This window comes from Bdellovibrio bacteriovorus (assembly GCF_048286975.1).
Classification (GTDB): Bacteria; Bdellovibrionota; Bdellovibrionia; order Bdellovibrionales; family Bdellovibrionaceae; genus Bdellovibrio; species Bdellovibrio bacteriovorus_H.
The window spans coordinates 267,789-280,855 of the sequence record NZ_JBLVRT010000003.1; the positions used below are offsets into that span (position 1 = coordinate 267,789).

General features: G+C 50.4%; 12 protein-coding genes. 3 read left to right on the top strand and 9 right to left on the bottom strand.

The genetic code is table 11. The annotated features are described in order from the left end of the window. Positions 1 to 19: 19 nt before the first annotated feature. Positions 20 to 1,783: an ATP-binding protein gene (locus tag ACNQKP_RS11995; RefSeq protein WP_417864928.1), complete on the top strand. Its 1,764-nt coding sequence runs from the start codon at positions 20 to 22 to the stop codon at positions 1,781 to 1,783. Next, complete coding sequence (locus ACNQKP_RS12000; RefSeq protein ID WP_417864929.1) at positions 1,780 to 3,192, top strand: sigma-54-dependent transcriptional regulator; 1,413 nt, start codon at positions 1,780 to 1,782, stop codon at positions 3,190 to 3,192. The genes ACNQKP_RS11995 and ACNQKP_RS12000 overlap by 4 nt, the downstream gene beginning before the upstream one ends. Here the strand turns inward: ACNQKP_RS12000 and ACNQKP_RS12005 are convergent. Both ACNQKP_RS12005 and ACNQKP_RS12010 read right to left on the bottom strand, forming a co-directional pair. Then, a complete protein-coding gene (locus tag ACNQKP_RS12005; RefSeq protein ID WP_417864930.1) occupies positions 3,179 to 4,252 on the bottom strand; it encodes a glycosyltransferase family 9 protein in 1,074 nt (357 codons plus the stop codon). The genes ACNQKP_RS12000 and ACNQKP_RS12005 overlap by 14 nt on opposite strands. Continuing rightward, positions 4,203 to 5,252 (bottom strand): glycosyltransferase family 9 protein, encoded by a 1,050-nt coding sequence (locus tag ACNQKP_RS12010; protein WP_417864931.1) that lies wholly within the window; start codon positions 5,250 to 5,252, stop codon positions 4,203 to 4,205. Before ACNQKP_RS12010 ends, ACNQKP_RS12005 begins: the two co-directional genes overlap by 50 nt. Positions 5,253 to 5,459: 207 nt before the next feature. Here ACNQKP_RS12010 and ACNQKP_RS12015 point away from each other — a divergent pair, with 207 nt between their 5' ends. Further along, positions 5,460 to 6,581 (top strand): cyclic nucleotide-binding domain-containing protein, encoded by a 1,122-nt coding sequence (locus ACNQKP_RS12015; RefSeq protein ID WP_417864932.1) that lies wholly within the window; start codon positions 5,460 to 5,462, stop codon positions 6,579 to 6,581. Here the strand turns inward: ACNQKP_RS12015 and ACNQKP_RS12020 are convergent, their stop codons facing one another. From ACNQKP_RS12020 to ACNQKP_RS12050, 7 genes are read right to left on the bottom strand one after another with little or no spacing between them, the layout of a single operon-like run. Continuing rightward, complete coding sequence (locus ACNQKP_RS12020; protein WP_417864933.1) at positions 6,582 to 7,661, bottom strand: DUF3108 domain-containing protein; 1,080 nt, start codon at positions 7,659 to 7,661, stop codon at positions 6,582 to 6,584. 59 nt (positions 7,662 to 7,720) lie between these two features. Then, a complete protein-coding gene (locus tag ACNQKP_RS12025) occupies positions 7,721 to 8,605 on the bottom strand; it encodes a lysophospholipid acyltransferase family protein (RefSeq protein WP_417864934.1) in 885 nt (294 codons plus the stop codon). Further along, positions 8,577 to 9,596, bottom strand: coding sequence for a tetraacyldisaccharide 4'-kinase (gene lpxK / locus ACNQKP_RS12030; RefSeq protein WP_417864935.1), 1,020 nt, complete (start codon positions 9,594 to 9,596; stop codon positions 8,577 to 8,579). Before lpxK ends, ACNQKP_RS12025 begins: the two co-directional genes overlap by 29 nt. Further along, positions 9,596 to 10,744: a lipid-A-disaccharide synthase gene (gene lpxB, locus ACNQKP_RS12035; protein WP_417864936.1), complete on the bottom strand. Its 1,149-nt coding sequence runs from the start codon at positions 10,742 to 10,744 to the stop codon at positions 9,596 to 9,598. Before lpxB ends, lpxK begins: the two co-directional genes overlap by 1 nt. Next, a complete protein-coding gene (locus ACNQKP_RS12040) occupies positions 10,744 to 11,670 on the bottom strand; it encodes a Gfo/Idh/MocA family protein (RefSeq protein WP_417864937.1) in 927 nt (308 codons plus the stop codon). Before ACNQKP_RS12040 ends, lpxB begins: the two co-directional genes overlap by 1 nt. Further along, entirely contained in the window at positions 11,663 to 12,487 is an 825-nt protein-coding gene (gene lpxA, locus ACNQKP_RS12045; RefSeq protein WP_417864938.1) for an acyl-ACP--UDP-N-acetylglucosamine O-acyltransferase, read from the bottom strand. Before lpxA ends, ACNQKP_RS12040 begins: the two co-directional genes overlap by 8 nt. 58 nt (positions 12,488 to 12,545) lie before the next feature. Continuing rightward, positions 12,546 to 13,046 carry an OmpH family outer membrane protein gene (locus ACNQKP_RS12050; protein ID WP_417864939.1) on the bottom strand — a complete coding sequence of 167 codons (501 nt, stop codon included), beginning with the start codon at positions 13,044 to 13,046 and terminating at the stop codon, positions 12,546 to 12,548. Positions 13,047 to 13,067 lie beyond the last annotated feature (21 nt).

A 13,067-nucleotide genomic window follows, 5' to 3' on the forward strand; every position in this document is an offset into this window, starting at 1 on the left:
TTTTTGGCTGCGTTGCCTTTTGTGCTGGCTTATCGGCTGCCTGGCATTGTCCAACGATGAAATCACGTCTTATGACCAGCGCTTCCAACTGCGCGGAGACCAAAAGACCTCCCCGCAGATCGTTTTGATCACCATCAAACAATCTGACTTTGCGATGATCTATGATGCCCGGACAAACTTCCTCGACAACATGAGCGAAGTCACCGACATCACCGACAGCTTCTTCTGGAACAAACCCCTGTGGTCCGAACTGTTATTGCGTATTCTGCGCCAGAATCCACAATCTGTGGGTGTGACCCTGTACTTTGGCGACAACATCGGCACCGTTCGCATGACCCCGGAAGATCAACGCATCTTCCTTGATCCACGCATTGTGTGGGCTTCGACCACCAATTCTCTGGAACGCATCCTGACCCCGGTCTTTACCAACCGCGACCACAACAATCTGGGCAGCAATGAACTTCGCCGAGACGAAGACGGGGTCGTCCGTCGCGTATTCCCGCAACGAGCCGAAATGCCTCACCTGGTGGAAAAAATCACGGGCAAGAAGTTCCCGACCCAATTGGCAGGACTGGCGATCAACTATCGCGGCTCTGCCCGCGTGTTTAAACAGTATTCTTTAAGCGAAATCATCTATGACGAACTTCCGGCCAATGCCTTCACCGACAAAATCATCTTGATCGGTGCTGAGACTTCTTCCGCGCCCGTTTACATGACCCCAATGGGGACTTTGTCGCGCACTGAAATTCTGGCTCATATCACTGACACCGTTTTGGGTGACAAGTGGATCAAGCGCTTAAGCTTTGTGTGGTATGCCGCCGGGTTCTTTGTACTGATGCTGATGGCGGTCTTTGTGATCACGACCTATCCACAGTCGGTGGCGCTGTTCTTTATTCTGTGGATCGGGACGCTGCTGGCGGCCCTGTCGGCGTGGGTCTTTGACACGTTCTATTTCTGGTCCCCGGCGTTTTCTCCGTTCGTACTGCTGGCCACAAGCTGGATCATCTTCATCGGTTATCAGGCCACCAAGATTGAACGCCAGAACTTCCATTTACAGCAGGAACAGGAATATCTGGCACAGCTGGAACAGTTGAAAAACAACTTCGTCAGTCTGATTTCCCATGACCTGAAAACGCCGATTGCAAAAATTCAGGCCATCGTCGACCGCCTGATGACCCAGCATGCGCAGGAAACGGAATTGGGACAGGATCTGAAATCCCTGCGCCTTTTCAGTGATGAACTGAATCGTTATATCCAGTCCATCCTGAAGGTTCTTCGTGTCGAGTCCCGTGATTTCAAAATCAACAAGGAAGTTGCCGACATAAACGAGATCATCGAAGAGGCCCTGCAGCACCTGCGCCCGCTGGCCCGCGAAAGAGGCATTCAGATTCACACGGCGCTGGAGCCGATGTTCTCTGTGGAATTTGACACCACCCTTTTGAAAGAGGTTGTGATCAATCTGATTGAAAATGCGATCAAGTACACGCCCAGCGGCGGACAGATCGAAGTGATCTCGCACGAGTCTGAAGAATTCGTGCACGTCCTGGTGAAGGACACCGGGGAAGGGATCAAACCCGAAGACATGGAAAAGGTCTGGGGCAAATTCACGCGCGGTTCCGATCAGGATCTGCGCACCAAGGGAACCGGCCTTGGACTTTATCTGGTTAAATATTTTATTGAACTCCATGGTGGCAAAGTGACGATGGAAAGCAAAGTGGGCCTTGGGACCACGGTTGCCTTCACCCTGCCGCTGGATGCTGAAGAAGACGAGGTGTTAGTATGATCAATAAGCTCCACACACTGATTGTTGATGACGAGGCCGAACTGCGCCGTTCGGTGATTTCGATCCTGAAATCCACCATGCCCGAAATTGAATTCACCATCGAGGAAGCAGCCACGGGCCGCGAAGCCCTGGACAAGGTGAAACAACAGCAATGGGATCTGGTTCTGATGGATGTCAAGATGCCGGAGATGAACGGCCTTGAAGCCCTGACAGCGATCAAAGAACACGATCCCCGCACGTTCGTGGTTTTGATGACGGCTCACTCCAACCTTCATGACGCTGTTGTGGCGATCAAAGAAGGCGCTTACGACTACGTCGAAAAGCCAGTGCAGCCGCAACAACTGGCCGAAATCGTGCGTAAAAGTCTTGAGGCCCGTGATCTGATCTCCTCTTTGGCGATGTCCAATCCGGTTTTTGATGACGACATCGAATCCGAGATCGTGGGTGGTTCTTCGAAAATGAAAGAGGTCTTCAACCTGATCTACCGTCTGTGCAAAGTCGACACGACGGTTCTGGTGCGTGGCGAAAACGGGACAGGCAAAGAGCTGGTGGCCCGCGCGATTCACTTCAACTCCCCTAGAAAATCCGGTGCCTTTGTTGCCATCAACTGCGGTGCTATTCCGGAAAACCTGATGGAAAGCGAATTGTTCGGCCACGAAAAAGGTGCCTTCACCGGCGCGGTGGAACGCAAGATCGGCAAATTCCAATTGGCGAACAACGGCACTTTGTTCCTGGATGAAATCGGCGAACTTCGCCCGGACATGCAGGTGAAACTTCTGCGCGTTCTGCAAGAGCGCAAGTTCACCCCAGTGGGCAGCAATCGCGAAGTCAAAACCACGACGCGTATTATTGCCGCCACCAACCGCAACCTGGAAAAGATGATGGAAGAAGGCGAATTCCGCGAAGACTTGTTCTATCGCCTGAACGTGATGCCGATCTTCCTGCCGCCATTGCGCGAGCGCGCTGACGACATCGAGGCGCTGGCTGGTAACTTTATTAAGAAATTCTCAAAACAACACGGCCGTCAGATCACCGCGATCACTCCCGAAGCTTTGGATATGCTGAAATCCTATCGCTGGCCAGGAAACATCCGTGAGCTTGAAAACATCATCGAGCGTTCTTTCATCGTGGAAAACAGTCACCAGATCACGGTGGATTCTTTGCCGGAATCCATTAAGCTTGCTCCGAAAGATGGCGCTGACAAAACTGCGAGTGTTGGTTATTCCGGCCCGCTGGATTTTGACGCCTTCAAAGAAGAGATGGAAAAGGAATTTATCGTCAGTGCTTTGAAAGCCAACAACGGTCGTATCAATCAGACCGTGGCTCAGGCGAATATTCCGAAGAACACCCTGCTGCGCAAGATCCGCAAGTACGGCATCAATGTGAAGGAATATACTAACGAAGAATAAACCCGGCGGTGCGAAGGACTTCCTCTGCGGGGATGTCCTTCATACACACGTGGGTTTTGATCGGACAAACCTTGTGGCCATGCTTGCCGCAAGGTCGACAGCGCAGATCCTCTTTCTGGACGACATAAGATTGTGCTGACCACGGGCGATAGCCAAACTCTAAAATCGTAGGACCAAATACCGCAATCAAAGGTGTTTCACACACCGCCGCCAAATGCGTGGAAGCGCTGTCGTTTCCAACCAGCAAAGCCGCGCGGGCAATCAGCTGCGCAGACTCGATGATCTTGGTTTTTCCAGCCAAAGACACCGACCCCGGAATACCCGCCGCCACTCGTTCTGACAGGGTTTCTTCCCCGGGACCACCCATCACATAGACTTCATAGCCTTTTTCTTTCAGAGCCTTGCCCACGCCAACAAAGCCCTCTTCTGTCCAGCGCTTGGTTGCCCACACGCTGCCCGGGAAGATCAAAACAGCTTTGCCGTCTTCAAACCCCTGAAGATTGAATTTGGTTTTTAACTGCTGAAACAATTCAGAATGCGCCAGAACTTTTTCACGCTGGCTCATGGATGCCCAGGCCGGAGGCGCAGGCAACAAACCATGATCAGCCGGCAAATACGGTTTGGCCCGGGTGACATAGTCTTCGATGTTCTTTTTCAGTTCTGGATCAAACGGCGCCAAAAGGCTGAGCTGCCTCATGGCATCCGGCAGACGCACGTCGCGTTTTACGCGGGTTTGGAATGCCAGAAAGTTCCAGGCGTTTTTATAAGAAATTTTATGAGTGGCCTTGATCTGCATGCAGAAAAAAACCGTGCGCATGGATTCATGAGGAGAAATCAGATGATCAACAGTTTCAGATCGCAGGGATTCAATGATACGGGCATAAGTGTCTTTCTTGCCCTTTTCGATTTCATAGACGTGATCAACGATGCCAGCTTTGACGAAGAAGTCGCCCAGCCCTTTACGGCAAACCAATCCCAGCTTGTGGTCAGGCCACAACGCCCGGCATTTTTTAAGGAGCGGGATTGAGAGCAGTAGATCGCCCAGAAAGGCGGTTTGCACAACAAGATTCAAGGGCATCAATAACTTCCTCTAACGAGACCTGATCGTAGCACATAATGGCCTTTTCACAAGTCCTCTTCCAGCACGGACTGCAGGGGCTTTTTGTCAAAAGCTTAAAACCTCTGTCATAGATGTCGATCTCGTGAGCACAAGTCGGACCAAACCAGGCCACCACTTGTTTTTTCTGCGAAATCGCCATGTGCATTCCCAGACTGTCCCCGGTCACCACCACGTCACAGGCCGCCACACTGATCAAACCATCACGAAGCCCGGATTCCGTTTCCGAAGAAATCACGGAATAGCCCTGCTGAATCAGTCCATTGCGAATAGTGTCTTCAGGTCCACCCAGCAGCACAATTTCTGCATAGGGAAATTTCGCCTGAATGCGCTCGATCAACAGACGATGATAATCCACGGACAATTTTTTATAAGGAATCACGGGGCTGCAACCGGTGTTAAGCCCGATCACGAGCGATTTGTTATTTTCAGCCAGCCACGCCTCTTTGCGGCGGCGGGCTTCCCGGTCTTCGCTTTCCGTCAACGGCAACCAGTAGTCATCGCGCTGGTATTCGCCCAATTCAAGAGCTTCAATCATCAGTTGTGTTTCCGGCTTTTGATTCACAAAGAACTTCTTGTGATTGTCCAAGCCCAGTTCCCACAACTCTTGTGCCGCTTCGGTCGCGGGCACGATAGCGCCATTGGTGCCCTGGACAGTGAAACCATAGATCTGATCGACTTGGGTGCGCTTCACCACCCCACAGGCCTTCAGGGATTTATCAATAACAAAGCCCACTTCAAACTCCAATGTGGACAATTGCAGCAAGTCCGCCTCACTGGTGGTCAGAACACGATCGATCGCTGGATGATTTTTTAACAGATGATGAGCTGGCGCATCGGTTACCCACGTAATCATGGATCCCGGGTACTTTCTTTTGATCGCCTTCAGCAAACTGGTGCTGCGAACCACGGCCCCCAAAGCGCCCAGATGAACAATCAACACAGAACTTGTGGGCACATCCTTTTGCGCGCAGGAGGCGTCACACACCGAATTTTTGGAGCAGGGTTTGTAACCGGAAAAGTGTCTGCAGTTGATCATCGCCATCCCTATATTCTATGTCAGTTGCCCACGGATCGCGCAGATCCAGACTGGGTTTTCAGGACCTTTGTATTGTTGAAAGCAGCCCAAAATATTCCGATAAGCCCTCGAATGAGAATCGAGAAAGAACCCCTGCAAATCCCTGCCCTGCAAATGCAGCCCTCGGCTGACGGCGGCAGCTTTACGGTTCTTGCCACCCGCAAAAGCTACCGCCTGAATCCCCTGCAGTACTCGTATCTGGACGTGCTTAAAAACGGCAGTTCGATTGAGGGACTGGTGCAGTTCTTTCTGGGACAGGGATGGCTGGTCAGCTTCCGTGAACTTTCTGCCTTGCTGGAATTCCTGATTCAAGAAGGTCTTTTGCAGAATCCAAATGTTCAGACTTACTTCAACCGCGCCCACCAGGCCATGAACGAACAGGGACACTTAAGCGGACAGGGACAGCAAGTTATGTCGCTCAATCCTTCACAGCTCCCCTTCTTCCGTTCTTTGGAGCCGGCATTGGCACAACACCTGATGCAGAGTTCAGAACGTTTCCAGGTCCCTGCCAACATCAAAGTCATTCAATCCGGCAAAAACGACCGCGATCTGTTCATTCTGCTAAAAGGTCAGGCCGGAATTTACCGTGTCTTCGGAAATCAGCAGCGCCAAATGGTGGCAGCCCTTAATTCCGGCGCCCTGTTTGGCGAAAGTGGCTTCTTACTGAACCAACCACGCACGGCCGATGTCATCACCCTGGCGCCCAGTGAAATTCTGCGCGTTCGTCATCTGCCAGAGTTCGATCAGCTGATCAAAAGCGACAAGGCGCAAAGCCTGCAACAGCGCTTCTGGATCCTGCAAGCCCTGCAGTCCTCTAACGTGTTTAAGAATTTGCCCGGTGATTGTCTGGACAGTCTGATCTTTTCAGGCCGCTTGGTAAAAGCCCCAGCCCATCAAAGACTGTTCGCAGAAGGACAACCCGCCAACACCTGCTACATCGTCGTCCAAGGAAGCGTTGTGATCAGCCAACAAGGCCGCAACATCAACGTCATGGCCCAAGGTGCCTGTTTCGGCGAAATCTCACTCTTAATGAGCGGCGGCCAAAGAACCGCGACGGCGACAACCCAACAAGAAACCATTCTGCTGGAAATCCAGCAAAACAATTTCTATCAAGTTCTGTCTCAGAATTTATTCTTAGCAAAAGAAATCGAAACCCTGGCCGCCCAAAGACTCGAAGCGGACCGCAAACGCTAATTACTTGCCGGGTTTAATTTCCACGACTTCGGAAACCAGAGTTCCGATTTTGATTTTGGATTCAATTCTCAAGATATACTTGCGATCATCATCCGACAACCAGATGAAATTGTCCCCGATCGGGTTCAATTTACCTTTAAGAGTGATTTTAGGCTGAACCACGATGGCTTTAATGGGTCCCAGCTTGGTGTTCAGGACTTCACGGCGCAGGGCTTTTCCGGAAAACACAAGATTCTCGTTGTCGTTACCGACGCGGAAAGAATACTCTTTGCCCGTTTCCCACTTGAAGTTTCTCATATAGTAAATCGCGCTGTACACGTTTTGCGTGTAAGGCAGGATTTCCCAATTTTGTTTTTTCTCTTCTTCACCGTGATCCTTGGTCACCTTCTTTTCCCAGAAGGTTGCCGTGTTTTTCTCGACATCAAAGAGCATCTTGGCTTCACGCAACTGACCGGATTCCTTGACGTGCAACTGGAACACGCGAGGCACAAGATCCTCGTAGTCTACAAATGTCTCTACGCGGTCTTCAACGCTGTAAAATGAGCTGAACAAAGAGCTGGTTCGGATTTCCACCGCGAAAGTGTAGGACTTGCGGTTGTTGACCATGGCAAAAGGCTCCACCTTCATACGAAGCTCCCCGGCCGAGACTTTGAAATAATGCACATCATGCACCACCTCTTCACCCACGCGGAAAGGATCGTTGACCGGACGGCGACCGTTGAAACCCTCAGAGTCTTCAATTTCAGGCTGGCGGGTTGCGGTCTCTGTCACGACCGCTTCGGTTTTGGCTGACGCCTTGGAGGATTTTGCGGGAGCCTTCCCCGCCGGCACTCCTGGAGTTTTAACTGCTTTTTCGGAAGACTTTCCCGTGGTCTTCGCAGAGGTTTTGCCTGCGGATTTACCGGAGCTTTTAGTGGCTGATTTGTCTGCCTTTACGGGTGTCTCGGATTTCGCCGCCGTTTGTTCTGCGGGGGGAGCTTCCGTACCCGCCGACGAACTTTCGGCCTGCGGCTTAACTATCGTCACCGCTCCTTCGAACTCCTCGTTCTTCTTCATCTGGTCGGCCTTTTCATACTTCAAAAATGAAGTCGAACAAGAAACCAAAAACAATGAAACGAGAGCACCAAGAAGCAGCTTATTCACCGAAAGTCCTTCCAACGTCGATGCACCCACATCCATTGTTCCGGGTGCTTTCTGACGATCTCTTCCAACTTGTCACAATAGCTTTGTGTCAGATTGAGAGTCGTCTGGTCTTTATCATCAGTCACACAGGAAGCCGTGTCCATCGCTGGCTCGACAACCACATGAAGTTTTTTATCTTCCCCCTCGTAGGTATAGATGGGAAGAACCGGGGCTTTGGTTTTTTGCACAAACAGAGCTAGACCATAGGCTGTACCTGTCTTTTTTCCGAAGAAGGAGGTCTCAATCCCAAAGGGACGCCCCATAAACTGATCCAGAACAAAGACCACGGCCGAGTTCTTTTTCAACGCCTTGAGTATTTCAAACGCATTGTTGGGGGCGTGCGCATCGATGTATTGAACACCCTTGGCCCCACGAATGGAGAACCACAGATCATCAAACCACTTGGTTTTAAATCTTTTCGTGATCAGGTTCACACTTTGCCCGTTTAGCACAATCGTGTTGCAGGCCAGATCCCCGTTCCCCAGATGCAAAGTCAGGAAGAACATTCCTTTCCCGGCAGCCCGGGCATTTTCAACATGCTCCCAGCCGTGAAACACCACATTCTTGGCGATCCATTCAGGCGTCACAGACGGAATGAAAAAGAATTCAGCAAAGTTATACCCCAGCTGATACACAGATTCGCGACCGACGGCTTTTCGTTGCTGGTCGGTCCACTCGGGGAAAGCCAGTTTCAAATTATCCAGAACGATTTTTTTGCGAAAACCAAAGACATCAAACCACAAAAAGCCCACCCAGGACCCTGACTTGCGCAACCAACGGCGCGGCACCAGTGAACTGAAAAAAACCATGAGGTTAACGAAGAACTTGAGTAATAATCTCATGAAGGCGTCCCTTCTTTCCTGCTTCAACCACTTCCAAAGAAGTGCTCCACAGGATGGAGGAGTCGTTGAACAAATGACGAAGTTTCACGGCATCCTTGCCTGTTGTCACCAGCATATCCGCCCCTGAAAGTTCAAAAGCTTCAGTGATGTTCTTCACATCCTGAGCCGTGTATTGATGATGATCGCGATAATGCAGGCTCTGCTTGGAAACCTCGCCGATTTCGCCCATCATTTTTTCAAAGACATCCGGTCTTGCGATGGCGGAAACCAGGAATAATTTTTTACCCTGAATCTCACTGCGCTTCAGAACCTGTCCGGTTTTGACATTCTGACACTGCTGAATCTCGTATCCGAAATAAAGCACTTCCTTGTCTTTGGGAAGCCTGGCCTCCAAAGCCTTCAAAGCATCCTCTGGCGCCAGATTGCATTTGGATAAAATCAGAACATCCGCACGCTGAATTCCCGCCCACGATTCTCGGGCGCGGCCTTCCGGCAGAACTTCATAGTTCGACAGACTTTCCGTCGCATCCAGAATGACGATATTCAAATCGCGATGCAGGCGGCGGTGCTGAAATCCATCATCCACTATCAGAACATCATACTTGTGAACTTCCGTGGAATAGCGGGCTGTGCGCCACTTGCTCGGGCCCACATAAACTCTAACATCCGGATTGGCCTGAGCCAGCAACACCGGTTCATCGCCAAAGTAGCGTGCGGCAAACGGATGATCCACATCCACCAGACAAGGTGAATCCGCATCGGCGCGGTAAGAGCGACTGATCACCGCCACTTTTTTGCCATCAGCCACCAGGGACTTCAGGCAGTAATCCGTAATTGGTGTTTTTCCCGTCCCACCCACTGTCAGATTTCCGATACTGATCACCGGGACCGGCGCTTTGTAGATGCCGAATACACCGCGGTCAAAGAGGCTGTTTTTAACCCCCACGACCTGATCATACAAAAATGACAGTGGACGAAGATATGATCTCATCAGACGAAGTACTCTTCCAGGGCTTTCACCACACGCTGAGTGGCCCCTTTGTCGCCAAGATACTGACGAACCTGACCCAGATCAGAAACAACCGAGTCATGGTACTTTTTATCCAGAACGTAACGCTCCAGCTCAGCGGCCAGATTTTCGGCAGTAACTTCGCTCTGGAACAGCTCCGGCACAGCTTCTTTGTTCAGAATCAGATTCACCAGACCAAAATATTTGGTCCCACGAACGAAGAGTTTGGCAAACACGCCGGTCAACCACTTCATCTTGTACATGATGACCATTGGCTTTTTAAGCAAGCCCACTTGCAGGGTTGCAGTTCCTGAAGCCACCAGCATCATGTCCACCAGATGAATCATTCTGAATGGTTCATCCTTCAGCAACATATAAGGCAGTCGGAAGTTCTCCAGACGATCCTGCATGTATTCTTTGGTGAAGGTCGGCGCCGTCAGAATCAAAACTTTCAGATTCGGGAACTTTCTGGAAAGAATGCGAGCGGCATCCAACTGAATGTCCAAATGCTGCTTTACTTCCAGACGACGACTGCCCGGCATAAGACCCAGCACGATTTCGTTGTCACGGATGCCACACTGGTTGCGGTGGGTTTTTCGATAAGCCAGATCATCAATCAGGCGCTCGTCCAATTCATCCAAAAGCGGATGACCGACGAATTCCACCGGCACACCGTGCTCTTCATAAAACGGCACTTCAAACGGGAACAGAACGAAAACTTTTTTGCAGTATTTCTTGATGGTCTTCACGCGACCTTTGCGCCATGCCCACACCTGCGGAGAGATGTAGTAAACAACCGGAATGCCCAATGCGTGCAGCTTTTTAGCCAGCATCAGGTTGAACTCCGGATAATCCATCACGATCGCCACCTTCGGACGGCGCTTTTCAGCTTCCGCAACCAGGCTGTCAAAAACACTTTTCAGATGGGAATACGCACTGATGATTTCAGCGGCACCGACAACGGCCATCTCTTCAGATTTGCCAAGGCGTTCAAAGCCGATGTCTTCCATATCCTGACTGCCCACGCCAAAAGCATGGACCTTGCGGCCCTGGGCTTTCCAGGCTTCCAGAATTCTTTGGGCATAGGTCACACTGGAGGCTTCCGCCGCCACAATCAGAACCTGATCCATCAGCCCTCAATCATTCTCTGAACGTCTTCGATGGCTTTCAGGGCTTTCAACCCATCAAGACCTGTGACGACAGGTTGTTTGTCATTCAATACACAATCGATGAAAGCGTCGGTTTCTCTTTGCAGAGCATCGGCTTTCTCCACACTCCATTTGGTGACCGTCAAGAACTCATCACCACCAGGCCCCGGAACCACTTTTTCAAGTTCCAATGTCCCTGTCTGAGCCAACAGCGTGCAATCATCCTGCAGCACACGGATGGATCGCTGAGCCACCGGGGATACACGACTGACGTTGATCATCACCTGCATGCCATTCTTCATTTTGAAAGACACAGAGGCGGTATCCAGCTCTTTGGAAATCAGCTTGGTGCCGGTTCCGGTCATGGCTTCAATTTCAGAACCCGTCAGCCAGAACAACAGATCCATATCATGGATCATCAGGTCGTGCAGAACGCTGACATCTGAACCGCGCTTATTATAAGGAGCCATGCGGTTCAATTCGATGAATTTGGGATTCTTCAGATGCTTTTGCAGATCGTTGATTGCCGGGTTGAATCTTTCGATATGCCCGACAGCCACTTTCACGTTCTTTTTCGCCGCCAGCGCCAATAGTTCTTCCGCTTGCTGAACCGTGGCGGTGATCGGCTTTTCAACGTTCACATGAACGCCGCTTTCCACGAACATCTTTGCCAGCTCAAAGTGACTCAGAGTGCTCGCCGCGATCGTCACCAGATCCACATGACCTATCAAATCCTGCGGCTTGTGGAAGCTTTTTACCCCCAACTCCATAGCGATTTTGTCGGCCTGAGCCGGGAAGTGATCACACACCCCGACCAGCTCCACATTCGGATTGTTTTTGTATTTCTGAGCATGGAACTTACCAAGGTATCCAACCCCGACAACCGCGCCACGAAGTTTCTTACTCATCGTCCTGCCATCCTTTAGGGCTTCTGTCCACGGCAATACCGCGTTTGGAAGAGCGAATGAAATTCACGAAGTACTCAATGTTCGGGCTCATCGTGCATTCATTCAGGATGCGCTCGATGCCCTCTTCCACAGTGTGAGAACCCATGATGATGATACGGATGGCCTTGTGTACGTTTGCGATTTCTTCACGCGGGAAACCTTTGCGCGCCAGACCGATTTTGTTGGTCGCGCGGATTGTCGCGTAAGTGCCCTGAGCACGACAGAACGGCAGGATGTCCTTGTTCACGATGGAGGATCCTGCAACGAAAGCACCACGACCCACTTTGGTGAACTGGTTGAAGGCGCACACACCCCCGATGGTCACACCGTCTTCAATTTCACAGTGTCCGCCCAAGTGGGAGTTGTTGGCGATGGTCACATTGTTGCCGACTTTGCAGTCATGCCCGATGTGCGTGTAAGCCATGAAGTAACCGTTGTTGCCGATTTCAGTTTTACCATCCCCTTTGCTGGTCGCAAGGTTGGCGGTGGAAAACTCACGGAACGTGTTGTTGTTACCGATAATCAATTTGGTTGGTTCACCTTTGTAGGAAAGGTCCTGAGGAGCCCCTCCGATTACAGCACCGGGACAGAAATGATTGTTTTCGCCGATTTCGATGATGCCGTGACGGGAACCCAGTGTCACATGACCTTCGACGAATGTGCCTTTGCCAATAAAACCTTTGCCTTGAATCAAACAGTAAGGACCGATTTCAACGTCGTCGGCGATATGCACGTCTGGAGAGATAACACTGCTTGGATGAATCTTATAATTTGCCATGAACTTCTATTCCTAAAATAGAAAAGGGCCTTTGCAGGCCCTTTCGTTTTCTTATCAACTACTTTTCTTTTTCGAAGGCCGCGATTACTTCAGTTGTCAGGTCCGCATCCGCTGTTGCGTAAAGAACCATTTGAGAGTTCTCCAGCACCAGAGTGTAACCTTTGTCTTTCGCAAGTTTCGCGATCACTTTTTTCATTTTATCAAGAATCGGAGCCGTCAGCTCACGTTCTTTTTTCTGAATCTCGATCTGGCTTTTGCCTACCACATCACGATACTTCAGCATTTCTTCCTGGAATTCAGCTTGTTTTTTACCAAGCGCTTCTTCAGAAAGAACAGACTTTTTCTTTTCCAGGTCTTCACCCATTTTTTTCAAGTCTGCTTCTTTTTTCTCTAGTTCTTTTTTCTTCTTGTTGAACTCTGTTTCAAGTTCAGTTTTAGCTTTCTTACCAGCAGAAGTGGATTGAATAGCTTTTTGCATATCAACAAATCCAACTTTTGCTTCCGCTTGTGCCAAAGATGCCGTCAGTAGCATGCTCAACACGATCAACATTCTTTTCATTCCAAATCCTCCTTAAAAGGT